The 14,443-nt window shown below is 61.5% G+C and carries 15 protein-coding genes; 7 read left to right on the plus strand and 8 right to left on the minus strand.

The annotated features are described in order from the left end of the window. From AACR77_RS16015 to AACR77_RS16025, 3 genes are all read left to right on the plus strand, one after another. Positions 1-1,198 (plus strand): tryptophanase (locus tag AACR77_RS16015; RefSeq protein ID WP_042882733.1); only part of this gene is annotated, 1,198 nt, incomplete at its 5' end. A gap of 70 nt (positions 1,199-1,268) precedes the next feature. Then, the gene (locus tag AACR77_RS16020) at positions 1,269-2,483 is read left to right on the plus strand and encodes an aromatic amino acid transporter (protein ID WP_042882736.1); all 1,215 of its coding nucleotides are present in this window, start codon (positions 1,269-1,271) and stop codon (positions 2,481-2,483) included. A gap of 198 nt (positions 2,484-2,681) precedes the next feature. Further along, the gene (locus AACR77_RS16025) at positions 2,682-3,902 is read left to right on the plus strand and encodes an aromatic amino acid transporter (protein WP_042882738.1); all 1,221 of its coding nucleotides are present in this window, start codon (positions 2,682-2,684) and stop codon (positions 3,900-3,902) included. A 93-nt stretch (positions 3,903-3,995) separates the two neighbouring features. Here AACR77_RS16025 and AACR77_RS16030 read toward each other — a convergent pair whose 3' ends face one another. The 3 genes from AACR77_RS16030 to AACR77_RS16040 all read right to left on the minus strand — a co-directional run bounded on the left by AACR77_RS16030 (position 3,996) and on the right by AACR77_RS16040 (position 6,431). After that, complete coding sequence (locus AACR77_RS16030; protein WP_010672394.1) at positions 3,996-4,400, minus strand: hypothetical protein; 405 nt, start codon at positions 4,398-4,400, stop codon at positions 3,996-3,998. 339 nt (positions 4,401-4,739) lie between these two features. Further along, positions 4,740-5,513 (minus strand): hypothetical protein, encoded by a 774-nt coding sequence (locus tag AACR77_RS16035; protein WP_042882740.1) that lies wholly within the window; start codon positions 5,511-5,513, stop codon positions 4,740-4,742. 153 nt (positions 5,514-5,666) lie between these two features. Beyond that, positions 5,667-6,431: an EAL domain-containing protein gene (locus AACR77_RS16040; protein WP_042882743.1), complete on the minus strand. Its 765-nt coding sequence runs from the start codon at positions 6,429-6,431 to the stop codon at positions 5,667-5,669. 319 nt (positions 6,432-6,750) lie between these two features. Here AACR77_RS16040 and AACR77_RS16045 point away from each other — a divergent pair, with 319 nt between their 5' ends. Then, positions 6,751-7,437 carry a hypothetical protein gene (locus AACR77_RS16045; protein WP_042882744.1) on the plus strand — a complete coding sequence of 229 codons (687 nt, stop codon included), beginning with the start codon at positions 6,751-6,753 and terminating at the stop codon, positions 7,435-7,437. Between the two features lie 163 nt (positions 7,438-7,600). Here AACR77_RS16045 and glyS read toward each other — a convergent pair whose 3' ends face one another. Both glyS and glyQ read right to left on the minus strand, forming a co-directional pair. After that, positions 7,601-9,670 carry a glycine--tRNA ligase subunit beta gene (glyS, locus tag AACR77_RS16050; RefSeq protein WP_042882746.1) on the minus strand — a complete coding sequence of 690 codons (2,070 nt, stop codon included), beginning with the start codon at positions 9,668-9,670 and terminating at the stop codon, positions 7,601-7,603. Positions 9,671-9,679: 9 nt separating this feature from the next. Then, the gene (glyQ, locus tag AACR77_RS16055) at positions 9,680-10,609 is read right to left on the minus strand and encodes a glycine--tRNA ligase subunit alpha (protein WP_010672400.1); all 930 of its coding nucleotides are present in this window, start codon (positions 10,607-10,609) and stop codon (positions 9,680-9,682) included. Positions 10,610-10,831: 222 nt separating this feature from the next. Here glyQ and AACR77_RS16060 point away from each other — a divergent pair, with 222 nt between their 5' ends. Further along, positions 10,832-11,410 (plus strand): DNA-3-methyladenine glycosylase I, encoded by a 579-nt coding sequence (locus tag AACR77_RS16060; protein ID WP_042882748.1) that lies wholly within the window; start codon positions 10,832-10,834, stop codon positions 11,408-11,410. 54 nt (positions 11,411-11,464) lie between these two features. Here AACR77_RS16060 and AACR77_RS16065 read toward each other — a convergent pair whose 3' ends face one another. Beyond that, positions 11,465-12,025, minus strand: a complete 561-nt coding sequence (locus tag AACR77_RS16065; protein WP_042882751.1) for a cysteine hydrolase family protein — start codon at positions 12,023-12,025, stop codon at positions 11,465-11,467. A gap of 425 nt (positions 12,026-12,450) precedes the next feature. Here AACR77_RS16065 and AACR77_RS16070 point away from each other — a divergent pair, with 425 nt between their 5' ends. Both AACR77_RS16070 and AACR77_RS16075 read left to right on the plus strand, forming a co-directional pair. Next, positions 12,451-12,693 (plus strand): hypothetical protein, encoded by a 243-nt coding sequence (locus AACR77_RS16070; RefSeq protein WP_042882755.1) that lies wholly within the window; start codon positions 12,451-12,453, stop codon positions 12,691-12,693. A 162-nt stretch (positions 12,694-12,855) separates the two neighbouring features. Beyond that, the gene (locus tag AACR77_RS16075; RefSeq protein WP_010672405.1) at positions 12,856-13,512 is read left to right on the plus strand and encodes an OmpA family lipoprotein; all 657 of its coding nucleotides are present in this window, start codon (positions 12,856-12,858) and stop codon (positions 13,510-13,512) included. A gap of 374 nt (positions 13,513-13,886) precedes the next feature. Here AACR77_RS16075 and AACR77_RS16090 read toward each other — a convergent pair whose 3' ends face one another. Continuing rightward, positions 13,887-14,234 carry a RidA family protein gene (locus tag AACR77_RS16090; protein ID WP_042882757.1) on the minus strand — a complete coding sequence of 116 codons (348 nt, stop codon included), beginning with the start codon at positions 14,232-14,234 and terminating at the stop codon, positions 13,887-13,889. Between the two features lie 18 nt (positions 14,235-14,252). Next, positions 14,253-14,443: sulfurtransferase TusA (tusA, locus tag AACR77_RS16095; protein WP_042882759.1), on the minus strand; the 191-nt coding region annotated here is incomplete at its 5' end.

Genomic DNA, 14,443 nt, shown 5'->3' on the forward strand with positions numbered 1-14,443 from the left:
CTTCGGCTACTCCCTGACCATCCCCACTCACCAGGGGCGCGGCGCCGAGCAGATTTACATCCCCGTGCTCATCAAGAAGCGGGAGCAGGAGAAGGGGCTGGATCGCAAGAAGATGGTGGCCCTCTCCAACTACTTCTTCGACACCACCCAGGGCCACACCCAGATCAACTGCTGCGTGGCGAAGAACGTCTACACCAGGGAGGCGTTCGATACCTCGGTCACCGCCGACTTCAAGGGCAACTTCGATCTGGTGAAGCTGGAAGAGGCCATCCTGGAGGCGGGCCCCGCCAACGTGCCCTACATCGTCAGCACCATCACCTGCAACTCCGCCGGTGGCCAGCCGGTCTCCATTGCCAACCTGAAGGCGGTGTACGAGATCGCCAGAAAGTACGACATCCCGGTCATCATGGACTCCGCCCGCTTCGCCGAGAATGCCTACTTCATCCAGCAGCGGGAGCCCGGCTACGCGAACTGGACCATCGAGGAGATCACCAGGGAGTCCTACAAGTACGCCGACGGCCTCGCCATGTCGGCGAAGAAGGATGCCATGGTGCAGATGGGGGGGCTGCTGTGCTTCAAGGATGACAGCATGCTGGACGTTTACACCGAGTGCCGCACCCTGTGCGTGGTGCAGGAGGGCTTCCCGACCTATGGCGGCCTGGAAGGGGGCGCCATGGAGCGCCTGGCGGTGGGTCTGCGGGACGGCATGCGCCAGGACTGGCTGGCCTATCGCATCGGCCAGGTGCAGTACCTGGTGGACGGGCTGGAGGCCATCGGCGTGGTGTGCCAGCAGGCGGGGGGCCATGCGGCCTTCGTGGATGCGGGCAAGCTGCTGCCCCACATCCCGGCGGATCAGTTCCCGGCCCACGCCCTGGCCTGCGAGCTCTACAAGGTCGCCGGCATCCGGGCGGTGGAGATAGGTTCCCTGCTGCTGGGGCGCGACCCCGCCACCGGCAAGCAGCACCCCTGCCCGGCGGAGCTGCTGCGCCTGACCATCCCCCGTGCCACCTATACCCAGACCCACATGGACTTTGTCATCGAGGCCTTCGGCGAGGTGAAGAAGAACGCCCACCGGGTGAAGGGGCTGGACTTCATTTACGAGCCGGCCGTGCTGCGTCACTTCACCGCCAGACTGAAAGAGGTCGAGCATAACGACCCGTCAGCCGGCAAGACGCAGAAAAAATTGATAGAAGCATAACGAGTCAGGGGCACAGATTTTTCTGTGCCCTTTTTTTTCACTGCTCTGTGAAAGATTTGGAGTGACACACATGACATCAACACCGTCCGTCATCGGAGGGGCCTGCATCATTGCCAGCGTCTGTGTCGGTGCCGGCATGCTGGGGCTGCCGAGCGCGGGAGCCGGGGCCTGGACCAGCTGGTCAACCCTCGCCATCATTCTTACCATGGTCGTCATGACGGTTTCAGGCTGGATGCTGCTGGAAGCCCTGAAACCCTACGCATTGACCGCCTCCTTCAACTCGGTGACCAAGGATCTGCTCGGTCACAGGATCAATCTCTTCAACAACCTCACCGTCTATTTCGTGGGCGGCATTTTGCTCTATGCCTATATCACCTCGTCGGGTCTCATCCTGGGCGGCCTGCTGGGCATCAATAGCCAGCTGGCCTCGGTGTTGTTCGTGCTGGTGTTCTCCTGGTTCGTCTGGCATTCGACCCGAGCGGTGGACAGGATTTCGGTCGTCCTGATCGTTTTTATGGTGCTGAGCTTCGTGTTCGGGGTCTCCGGGCTTGCCAGCAAGATCGACACCGCCAAGCTGTTCAACTCCTTTGCCGAGGAGCTGGGCCGCGCCCCTTACGCCCTGGCCATGTTGCCGGTGGCGCTCACCTCGTTTGGCTACCACCACTCGGTGGCATCGATGCGCGCCTATTACGGCGAGGAGCAGAAAGCCAGGCAGGCGATCCTGGGGGGCACCCTGATCGCCCTGGCGCTCTATCTGCTGTGGCTGCTCAGCATCTTCGGCAACCTGCCTCGTCCCGCCTTCGGCCCCGTCATCGCCAAGGGGGGTGACGTGGATGTGCTGCTCGGGGCGCTGGCCTCGGTGATCGAGTCCAGGCAGGTCTCCCAGGCCATCAACCTCTTCTCCATGGCGGCCATCCTCTCCTCCTTCATCGGGGTGGGGCTCGGGGTGTTCGACTATCTGGCGGATCTGTTCCGGTTCGACAACAGCCGCCGGGGGCGGGCCAAATCCTGGGCGGTGACCTTCCTGCCTCCCCTGGCGCTCTCCCTGATGTTCCCGTTCGGCTTCGTGGTGGCCATCGGCTATGCCGGGGCCGCGGCGACCGTCTGGGCCTGCATCATCCCGGCCCTGCTGGCGAAGAAGTCCCGGGAGCTGGCCCCGGACGAGGCGGGGTTCAAGGCTCCCGGCGGCCAGCCCATGGTGGTGGCCGTCATCGTCTTCGGGGTGCTTACCGCCATCTTCCACCTGATGGCCATGGCGGGTCTGCTGTCCGTCTACACCGGCTGACCCTGGTGTGCTGAACCTGGCCCCATCCCGAACATTTTCCACGGATGGGGCGCAGGATCCGGCCCGTTTCCCCCCATTTCCCCTCCGGATTTGATACCCGAAGGCATGCAGGGTAAAGTCCCCCGGCGCCAGCAGTGGCGAACGCAGGAGAAGCACGGCGGTGTGCCGTGACCAGTCGACAATCCGTTTGGGGGAGTAATGGAACAGAAACCATCGTTGGTGGGCGGGGCATGCATCATTGCCGGCGTCTGTGTGGGGGCCGGCATGCTGGGGCTGCCGAGTGCGGGGGCGGGCGCCTGGACCCTCTGGTCCATGCTCGCGGTAGCACTGACCATGGTGGTGATGACGGTCTCCGGCTGGATGCTGCTGGAGTCCTATCGGGGCTATCCCCTGCGCGTCTCCTTCGATACCGTGACCCGGGATCTGCTGGGGGAGAAGGTCAACGCCCTCAACAATCTCAGCGTCTACTTCGTCGGCGGCATCCTGCTCTATGCCTACATCACCTCGGCCGGTCTCATCATCGACGGCATGACGGGGATGGGCAGCCAGTGGGCGTCCGTGCTCTTTACCCTGGCCTTCTCCCTGCTGGTGTGGCACTCCACCCGGGCGGTGGACCGCATCTCGGTGTTGCTGGTGATCCTGATGGGGCTGAGCTTTGCCTTCGGCATCTCGGGCCTGTCGATGAACGTGCGCCTCGATCTGCTGCTCGACCGGGTGGGCAGCGAAGTGAGCTACGCCCCCTATGCCCTGGTGATGCTGCCGGTGGCGCTCACCTCGTTCGGCTACCACCATTCGGTCTCCTCCATGCGCGCCTACTACGGTGAAGAGCGCCGTGCCAGCCGCGCCATTCTGGGGGGCACTCTGATCGCGCTCGCGTTTTACCTCATCTGGCTGGTGAGCGTCTTTGGCAACCTGCCCCGCAGCGAGTTCGGCCCGGTGATCGCAGAGGGGGGCAACGTGGATGCCCTGCTCAAGGCCCTCGGTTCGGTGATCGAGTCCAAGGCGGTGGCCAGCGCCCTCAACGCCTTCTCCATGGCGGCCATCCTCTCCTCCTTCATCGGGGTGGGGCTCGGGGTGTTCGACTACCTGGCGGATCTGTTCAAGTTCGACAACAGCCGGGGTGGCCGCGCCAAGTCCTGGGCGGTGACCTTCCTGCCGCCCCTGGTGCTCTCCTTGCTGTTCCCGTTCGGCTTCCTGGTGGCCATCGGCTATGCGGGCGCCGTGGCGACCCTGTGGACCTGCATCATCCCGCCTCTGCTGGCCTGGAAGGTGCGGGCGGCCCGGCGCGAAGAAGGTGGCGAGGGCTTCCGCGCCCCCGGCGGCCTCTTCATGATCGTCCTGGTGATCCTGTTCGGCGTGCTGACCGCCACCTTCCACCTGCTCAACATGGTGGACCTGCTGCCCGCCTACAAGGGCTGAGCCGTTACCCGGGTCGCAGTGCCAGCACACAATGACAAAGAAGGAGCCTCATGGGCTCCTTCTTGCTTGTCACACAGGCAATATTGGCGTCGGTTATTGAATGCCGACCGACAGGGAGTGGGGGACCTTGGCGCCTTTACGGGCGGTGGCGCGCATCTGGTAGACCTGGATCAGGTACTTGCCCGACTTGGGCAGGGTGCCTTGCCATTTTGTGTCCACGTTGCCGCCGCCCAGTGCCTCGGCCTGACCCGGGATGGCGCCCGGTGCGAAGACGTTGAAGTTGGCATTGGTGCTGCCGGTGATGGCGACCGTCATGGTCTGGCCTTCTTTGGCGCCCAGGGTGTAGTTGATGGTGTCATAACCGGAGAAGGTGCCGTCAACCTTGGCGCTGTGCGCGCCTTTGGCGAAGTGCACCGGCACCGTGGTCACCTTGTCTGCCGCCTGAACCGAGGCCGCCATCATCATGGCCAGCAAGGCGGCCGTTACTGCTTTTTTCATTATCTATTGCTCCTGTGATCGGGCCCTGGCACGGGCCTCGAGGGGAAGATATGCCTGAACGATGACGCGACTCCATCGAAATGATGGGGCGGTCGGAGTGGGGGATGTTGCAAGATTTGGGGTATGCACAGACGGACATGGTGCCTTTTGGCCGCAAGCCAGATGAACACAAGGTCGATGGGGTTTTATATGGCGAGTATCCCTGATACAGGGGGCGTTTTTGTCAACGTGGTGTTGACGAACAGGGTGCCCGCTGCGGCCATGACTCTGCGACAGAATTGATCGCCCCGGGTCTCCTGCATGGTCAGGGCGCGGGAGGGCTTGCGGAAAAAGAGGACGTCATGGCTGGCTGGTGCCCTCAGCCGCCATGGCCTGCTGCTCATAGCGCGCCACCGTGCCGTCCTGCTTCATTTGCCGGATCACGCTGGCAAGGGGGGCCAGCAGATCCTGATGCCGTTCGTGCAGGTAGACGTAAGAATCGGCCAGCTCCATCACCCCGGCGGAGTAGATGCCGGCATAGCCCGGGTCCTGGCGCGTCAGGGCGGCCAGGGCCTGGCTGGCAATCAGGGTCTGCTCCACATAGAGGTCACTGCGCCCCTTGAGCAGCTTGCCCATCCCCTGCTCGGCGGTGGTGATGGCAAAGAGCCGGTTCGGTGCCACCACCTTGCCCAGCATCATCTCCGGCAGCTTGGCGCCACGGCGAAACTCGACCCGATAACCGGTGCCCAGCAGGCTGTGCCACCCCTGCAGCTGGATCCCGGGCTGGTGGGCATAGGCCTGATAGGAGACGGCGAAATGGGGCTCGGGCACGCGCTGGAGGGTGCGGGTCTGCTGCTGGTAGCTGGCGGCGCGGTGGATCTCGCCATCGACCTGTCCCTGCTCTGCCAGCAGGGGGGCCCGTCCCCCGGGGTAGCCCTGGTACTGGAAGTCATAGCCCAGGCGGGCGAACGCGTCCCGATAGATGAGATCGAGCCAGCGACCATAGGGGGACTCCCTGGTTTCAAGGGAGCTCACCAGTGTGATGTTGCCCCTGCCTTGCGCCCCCCATACCTGGAAGGCCAGCAGCAAGAGCAGTGAAAGAGCGAAGAAGCGGTATCCTGAAACCTGCGCCATGGTGTCCCTGTCAGAGCGGTGGTTGCAAAGGGTGACAGTCCTATCCTAGCCCAGGGGGTTGCCCGGTCCAGCGCTTTCTGCCGTCCGCCCGTGGATACCCTCCGGGCCGCCTTGCCCGAATGAACGACAACAAAGGGAGATAGCCAGCGCCGCTCACAGGCTGGCGAAATCCACCTCGGGCAGGGTTTCGAAGCCGGGGCGGGCAAACAGATAGCCCTGCATCAGGCTGACGCCCATCTCCCGCAGGCAGGCCATCTCGTCGCGGGTCTCGACCCCTTCCGCCAGCGGGGTGATCTGCAACTCCGTAAACAGCGCCAGACAGTGGCGAACGATGGCCTGACGGATCGGGTCCTGGTCGATGCCGCGCAGCAGGTGCATATCGAGTTTGATGATGTCGGGGCGAAAATCGGCCAGCAGGCTCAGGCCCGAGTAACCGGCGCCAAAGTCGTCGATCGCCGTCTTGAAGCCAAGGGCCTGATAGTGATCCACGATGCCGCGAATATGGCGGTTGTCCTGCACCTGTTCCACCTCGGTGAACTCGAACATGATCTGCTCGATGGGAAAGAGATGCTCGCGGGCCGCCTGCAACGTGGTGCGGATGCAGCGCTCCGGGCGATAGACCGCGTTGGGCAGGAAGTTGATGCTCAGCATGCCCCGCATGTCGAGGCGGGCGGCCAGCGCGATGGCTTTGATCCGGCACAGCTGATCGAAGCGGTAGCGGTTGTCGTCGTTGACCCGGTCAATCACGCTCTGCGCCGGCTCGTTGTTGAGCCCCCGCACCAGGGCCTCATAGCCGAAGAGGGTGCGCTGGCTGCAATCGACGATGGGCTGAAAAGCCATGGTGAAGTCGAAGTCGAGATCTGCTTTCTCCTGACACAGCTGGCAGATGGCGGGGGATGGGGCGGCAGGTATATCCATGACTTTCCTCTTGGGCGTGGCGGCGCTGGGCACTGTCTCAAATGATAACAGCTCATTACCCCCCCTGTAGGTTCGATTAGCGCAGCGTAATTGGACGAACGAGAAGCTTTGATTGCGGTTGTTACCGTGCAACAGCGTCGGCCAGCCGGAGGGGGGGGGAATTAGGCTGGCCGTTATGGCGGGAGAATCCATTTACGCGAATGTCCGATTACGCCTGACGTACGAGTTGCTCGGGTGAGGGAAAAATAGGTGGGTGTCACAGTTTTTAATTGTGTTAATGTGTTTTTATTAAATTTGTTCAGGTATATGGGGCGCAATTATGGATATTGTAGATTTTATAAGGCAATTCATTTTTGAGTTATCAGTACAATTGAAAGCATCAAACTTATACCTCACGATCTTTGCTGCTTTATTAGGTGCAGTGGTCGGAGTACTACTTACAATTTTTGTGTCGCTTCTCTCGGGCTTTCTGAATAAATTAAGCTATAACAAGTCGGCAAGAATGCAAATTCATGATTTAACAGAATCTAATATCATGCGATGTCAAGTTAATATAGGTGTTCTAGATAATGAGATTGATGGATTATCTTCTCGGGGAAAATTCACATTGAATGGTCTTGCTTTGCTGCAAGACTACGAAAATACGTTGCTTTATACACCCGCAAAATTTAGACCTACAGAGTTTTTTTTAATCCGCATGCAAACCACAGCATTGAACTCACATCATGCGCAACTAGCGTCAATGCTAGAACAAAGAGCTAGGCTCGATATAGAGATTAGAAAAGCCTCCCAAGGTGAGCAGGAGTGGGAATTAACAGGGCTAAGGCTCGAATATGATAGGCACCTTAAAAATAAGTTTTCTGAGATACAAGAGTTTACAAAAGCCCTTAGAGATTATATTGACCTTGGATGCCTCAAACGATTTTTTATGAATTTCATTCCCCTGAGAGTGATTCAAAAAAAGTCAATGGAAGTTGTCATGGGGACTCCAACTCAGACCAACTAACTGGCAATCTACATCGCATGGGCGGACCTATTAGGTAGAGCCGCTGGTTGTTTATTGATCACCGCAATTCCTGCTTTATTAGTGAATGTTAAATATATTGGTAAGGACTTAATAAAAACGGCGCCTTTCGGCGCCGTTTTTAATATCACCTACCCAACCAAGATCACTGCAGCAGGGAGATATCCGCGACTTGCAGGAACAGGTTGCGCAGGTTGTTCAGCAGCGCCAGACGGTTGGCCTTGAGGGCCTCGTCGTCGGCCATCACCATCACTTCGTTGAAGAAGGTATCGACCGGCTCGCGCAGGGCGGCCAGACGGGTGAGGGCAGCCTGATAGTCACCGGCGGCGAACAGCGGGGCCAGTTCGGCTTGCAGTTCGGCAACCTGGGTGGCCAGCGCCTTCTCGGCGGCATCGACCAGCAGTTCCGGTTTGACGGCAGTCGGCAATTCGCCTTCGACCTTGGCCAGAATGTTGCTCACGCGCTTGTTGGCGGCAGCCAGTGCCAGTGCGGCATCCAGCGTGCGGAAGTGGCTGACGGCCTTGACGCGGCGATCGAAGTCGAGCGGACGGGTCGGGCGGCGGGCCAGTACGGCCAGCACCACGTCGGCACCGATGCCTTCGTCCTGATAGGCGGCGCGGAAGCGGCCCAGCATAAAGTCGACCACGTCGGTGACGACGGTTTTGTTGGTCAATTTGCCTTCGTAGACGCGTACCGCTTCTTCAACCAGTTCAACCAGATCCAGATCCAGCTGCTTCTCGGTCATGATGCGCAGGGCACCGATGGCGGCGCGACGCAGGGCGAACGGGTCCTTGTCACCCTTCGGCAGCATGCCGATGCCGAAGATACCGGCCAGGGTGTCGAACTTGTCGGCCAGCGCGACGGCGCAGGCAACCAGACCGGACGGCAGGGCATCACCGGCAAAGCGCGGCATGTACTGCTCGTTGAGGGCCACGGCAACCGCTTCGTCTTCGCCATCGTGACGGGCGTAGTGCATCCCCATGACACCCTGGGTGTCGGTGAACTCGCCGACCATGTTGGTCATCAGGTCACACTTGGAGAGCAGACCGGCACGCTTGGCCTGAGCCACGTCGGCGCCGATACGCTCGGCGATAAAGCCGGCGACGGTCTCGATGCGCTCGACCTTGGCCTTGACGGTGCCCAGCTGTTGCTGGAACAGCACGGTTTCAAGGCGCGGCAGGCGGGAGGCCAGAGTCTGCTTGAGGTCGGTCTTGAAGAAGAACTCGGCGTCAGAGAGACGGGGGCGAACCACCTTCTCGTTACCGCTGATGATCTGGCTCGGGTCTTTGGACTCGATGTTGGTGACGAAGATGAACTTCGGCAGCAGCTTGCCATTCTTGTCGTAGACCGGGAAGTACTTCTGGTCACCCTTCATGGTGTGAACCAGTGCCTCAGCCGGCACGGCCAGGAACTTCTCTTCGAAGTTGGCGGTCAGCACCACAGGCCACTCGACCAGTGCGGTCACTTCTTCCAGCAGGGCGTCGTCCAGATCGGCCACGCCACCGAAGGCGGCAGCGGCCGCTTCGACGTCAGCCTTGATCTTGGCCTTGCGCGCCATGAAGTCGGCAATCACCATGCCGCGCTCCTGCAGGATCTGCGGGTACTGGCTGGCGTTGTCGATGGTGAACTCGCTCTCGCCCATAAAGCGGTGGCCGCGGATGGTGCGGGCAGAGTCGATACCCAGAATGTGGGCGGGCACCAGATCCCCATCCAGCAGCAGGGTCACGGTGAAGACCGGACGCACGAACTGGATGGTCTTGTCGCCCCAGCGCATCATTTTCGGGATCGGCAGCTTGGCCAGTGCTTGGCTAACCAGCTCGCCCAGCAGATCGACGGCCGGACGGCCTTCGACCTTGGCGGTGTGAACCAGCCACTCGCCCTTGTCGGTGACCAGACGCTCGGCCTGCTCAACGGTGATGCCGTTGCCACGGGCCCAGCCTTCGGCAGCCTTGGTCGGCTTGCCTTCGGCATCGAACGCCTGGGCCACGGCCGGGCCGCGCTTCTCGACGCTCTTGCTCGGCTGTTCGCCAGCCAGCTCGCTTACCTTCAGCGCCAGACGGCGCGGTGAGGCAAACCACTCGACGTCGCCGAAGGCCAGATCGGCCTTGGTCAGTTCGGCTTTGAAGTTGTCGGCAAAGGCTTCGGCCAGGGAGCGCAGGGCTTTGGGCGGCAGCTCAGCAGTACCGATCTCTACCAGAAATGTATGTTGTGCCATGTCCGTTCCTTAACCTTGCTTGTTCTCGTTGCTGCCACGTTGGCACATCGGGAAGCCCAGCGCTTCGCGGGAGGCGTAGTATGCCTCTGCCACGGCCTTGGTCAGGGTGCGAATGCGCAGGATGTAGCGCTGACGCTCGGTGACCGAGATGGCCTTGCGGGCATCCAGCAGGTTGAAGGAGTGAGCGGCTTTGAGGATGCGCTCGTAGGCAGGCAGCGGCAGCGGTTTTTCCAGTGCCAGCAGGTTCTGGGCTTCCTTCTCGTACTGCTCGAAGCAGTGGAACAGGAACTCCACATCGGCGTGTTCGAAGTTGTAGGTGGATTGCTCCACTTCGTTCTGGTGGAACACGTCGCCGTAGGTGGTCTTGCCCAGCGGGCCGTCAGACCAGACCAGATCGTAGACGCTGTCTACGCCCTGAATGTACATGGCCAGACGCTCGAGACCGTAGGTGATCTCGCCGGTGACCGGCTTGCACTCGAGGCCGCCAACCTGCTGGAAGTAGGTGAACTGGGTCACTTCCATGCCGTTCAGCCACACTTCCCAACCCAGACCCCAGGCACCCAGAGTCGGGTTTTCCCAGTTGTCTTCCACGAAGCGGATGTCGTGGATTTCAGGATCCATGCCCAGCTCTTTCAGGGAGCCCAGATAGAGTTCCTGAATGTTGTCGGGGGAAGGCTTGATGATCACCTGGAACTGGTAGTAGTGCTGCAGGCGGTTCGGGTTTTCACCGTAGCGGCCGTCAGTCGGACGGCGGGACGGTTGCACGTAAGCGCAGGCGATGGGCTCCGGGCCCAGGGCACGCAGACAGGTCATGGGGTGGGAAGTACCGGCACCCACTTCCATATCCAGCGGCTGAATGATGGTACAGCCCTGGCGGGACCAATAGTCCTGCAGCTGCAGGATCAGGCCCTGAAAGGTTTTGACATCGAATTTTTGCATAATTTTTTTCGCGCGAAGTGAAAATCAGAGCAAGATTTGCTGAATGTGAACCGAGGGAGTATACCGTCTGGCATGGTCGGATAATAGGCGAAATTGCAGCGGATTCGTGGGATGGTGCTGCGCCTTGGCTGGTCGGGCGGGATGTCCGGTATATGATGTGAGCAGTGCCGCCTGCAGAGTGGGCAGGGTCGGGCAAACCGCTGAAATGACGAGGGAGAGGAAATGGAACTGCGCTGCGCCTGGGTGACCAAGGACCCGGAATACATTGAATACCATGACAAACAGTGGGGCAGGCCGGTCTATGACTCGCGCGAGCTGTTTGCCAAGCTCTGCCTCGACGGCCAGCAGGCGGGGCTGTCGTGGATCACCATCCTCAAGCGCACCGAGAGCTACCATCGCGCCTATGCGGATTTTGATCCGGTGCGCATCGTGCAGTTCGACGACCAGGATGTGGAACGGCTGATGCAGGATACCGGCATCATTCGCAACCGGCTCAAGGTGCAGTCGATCATCAAAAATGCCCGCGCCTATCTGGCGCTGGAGGCCGAAGGCATCGACTTTGTCGATTATCTGTGGGGCTTCGTGGGCGGCGCCCCCATGGTCAACCGGCGCCAGGGGAATGGCGACATTCCGGCGACCTCGCCGGAGTCGGATGCCATGTCAAAAGCCTTGAAAAAACGCGGCTTTACCTTCGTCGGCAGCACCATCTGCTACGCCTTTATGCAGGCGGTGGGCATGGTGAACGATCACCTGGTGACCTGCCCCTGTCACGCCGAATGCCAGCAAGCGATGCCGGAGTGAATGGGGGAGTGAGCGAAGAAGGGAGGCTCAAGCCTCCCTTCTTTTTACTCTGAATCAGCAGGGCTCAAGGGGGCGGCCGAGCGCTTCGCACACCTCGTCGCTGCTCATCAGCCGCACGAAGGGGCCGGCCAGGGTGGCGTTGTGATGGGCGATGATCTGGGGGGCGGTCAGTTGCGGTGTGTCCATGCAGGTGTGGGCATCGCTCACCAGCACCACTGTGTAGCCGAGATCTGCCGCCGCCCGGCAGGTGGTGTCGATGCAGTACTGGGTCTTCATGCCGGTGACGATCAGGGTCTGCACGCCGTCCTCTTTCAGCCAGCCATCGAGACCGGTGCCATGGAAGGCGCTGGGGCGCTGCTTGTCGAACACCCGATCGGCCTCGCCGACGACCAGCTCAGGCGCAAGCTGCCAGAACGGGCTGCCGGCGGAGATGGGGCTGCCGGCCGGGCCCGTGTGACGCACCGCCAGCACGGGGAGAGCGGCACTGCGGGCCGCCTGGCTCAGGCGATTGATGTTGGCCAGGGTCTCGGCCCCGGCATGGGGGGCTTCCGGGCCGTGGAGGAGGCCCACCTGGATGTCGATGATGAGCAGCGCGGGGCGGGAAAGGGACGACATGGTCATGGCTCCGTGAGAAATGTCACTCACTCTGGGGCCATGGGCTCTAATGAGACAACCCGCATATGGGGGGCTACATCGTGCCAGACCCATGGAGCATGTTCCGTTGCGCCGGGCCAGGGGCCTTTTCGCCCCTTGGTACAGCCGGGATACAGTCACACGGGTTCACCATCGGGATCGTCATCACGAGGGAGTCCCGTGTCACTGAGCACCGTTCGCCCTCTCTTCCCCGGCCTGATCGGCTGCACTCTGGGGATGACGTTGCTCGTCAGGGCAAACACGAGGGGAAGCCGGCCCTGTGCAAGAAGGTCCGAGGCTGCACAAACGACGCCCCCGAGGGCCGAGTCTGCGCTACCGGGATCTTGCCCCTCCCCTATCATTGAAAGACGCCGGACCGGTTCAGGTTGTCTGGCGAAGGAGCCATCATGAAGAAGTCCGTATTGGCGCTGCTTGCCACCACCGCCTTGCTGGCCGCCCTGCCTGCACAGGCCACCAAGCAGGCCCAGGAGCGCCGTGACGCCCGCGATGTGCGTCAGGATACCCGTCAGGAGTCCCGTAACGCGAAACAGGAGTGTCGTGAGGGGCTGGTGGGCAATGCCGACTGCCGCCAGGAGCATCGTGACAACAAGCAGGAGGGGCGAGACAAGGCCCGGGATATCAAATATTGATGCGGGCCCGTCCGAAGAGGGCCTGCACCGGGTAAGTCGCTAGGGGCAGGGGGGCGTGTTGCCCCCTGCCCCTCTTCGCAATGCGCGCGTCACACTCTGGCGCCTCTCTGGGTTAGAATGCGCGGCCATCGGCTAGAGTCGTTCTTTTTCAGAGGTTTTTTCATGCATTTCAAGAAACTGGTTCCTGCACTTGCCCTGACCGTCGCCATCACTGGCTGTACCACCAACCCCTATACCGGTGAATCCCAGACCTCCAAGGGCGCCTGGGGCGCGTTGGCGGGTGCGGCGACCGGCGCAGCCGTGGGGGCGCTCTCCTCCAGCAAGGGCGATCGCAAAAAGGGCATCCTGACTGGCGTCGCCGCCGGTGCGGCCTTGGGTGGTGGTATCGGTTACTACATGGATGTGCAGGAAGCCAAGCTGCGCGAGAAGCTGCAAGGCACCGGCGTCAGCGTGACCCGCAACGGTGATCAGCTGATCCTCAACATGCCGAACAACGTCACCTTCGACAGCTCCAGCGCCCAGCTGAAAGCCGCCGGTGCCAACACCCTGTCCGGCGTGGCCCTGGTGGTTGCCGAGTTCGACAAGACCCGTCTGAACGTGGTCGGTCACACCGACAGCACCGGCTCCCGCGAGCTGAACATGAAGCTCTCCCGGGATCGCGCCGATGCCGTCGCCGCCCAGCTGATCGGCCAGGGCGTGTCCGGCAGCCGCATTGCCATCAGCGGTGTGGGCCCGGATCAGCCGGTGGCCAGCAACAGCACCGCCGAAGGCAAGGCCCAGAACCGTCGGGTGACCATCACCCTGACCCCGACCGCCTAAGCGGCCTGCGTTGCAGTCATGAAAAAGGCCCCGCCAGCGATGGCGGGGCCTTTCTATTGGCGCCGGTGCGTGCCCTTTGCTCCTTGCCCCCTTCTCCCCTTGCGGGAGAAGAGTCGGGGATGAGGGGATAACCGCCTCTTAGACAGCGGCAGTGAGCTGTACTTCCACCCTGTAGCCTTCGTGGGCGAGACGGGCCTGCATGCAGGCACGGACCGGGGCTGTATCGGCATCAGGGGAGCCAGGCATCCCGCTTTGTTTAGACAGCGGCAGTGAGCTGCACTTCTACCCTGTAGCCTTCGTGAGCGAGACGGGCCTGCACGCAGGCGCGGACCGGGGCTGTGTCGGCATCAGGGGAGCCAGGCATCCCGCTTTGTTTAGACAGCGGCAGTGAGCTGTACTTCCACCCTGTAGTCTTCGTGGGCGAGACGGGCCTGCACGCAGGCACGGACGGGGGCGGTGCCTGCCGGGATCCAGGCATCCCACTGCGCGTTGAAGGCGGCGATGTCTTCAATGTCCTTGAGATAGATGTTGGCCATCAGGATCTTGTCGACGCCGGAGCCGTTGGCTTCCAGCAGACGCTGCAGGCTTTCGAGCACTTCACGGGTCTGCTGGTGGATGTCGGCGGTCTCGGTGGCGGGCACTTCCACCACGTAGAGGGTGCCGTTGTGGATGACCACATCAGACCAGCGCTGGGTGGTCCCGATACGGGTAATGGTTGTCATGTTTGCTCCGGTACAGGGCTATTGACCCTTGCGGATCAGGTAGCGGTAAGGGGCCTGCTCAGTCTCGCTGGCGACCAGGGTATGGTCCATGAAGCGGCAGAAGCTGGGAATGTCGCGGGTGGTGGAGGGGTCGTCGGCGCTGACCAGCAGGGTCTCCCCATCCGCCATCAGCCGCACTTTCTTGCGAACCATCATCACGGGTTCGGGGC

The organism is Aeromonas sp. ZOR0002 (assembly GCF_963866995.1).
GTDB classification, from domain to species: Bacteria; Pseudomonadota; Gammaproteobacteria; order Enterobacterales; family Aeromonadaceae; genus Aeromonas; species Aeromonas caviae.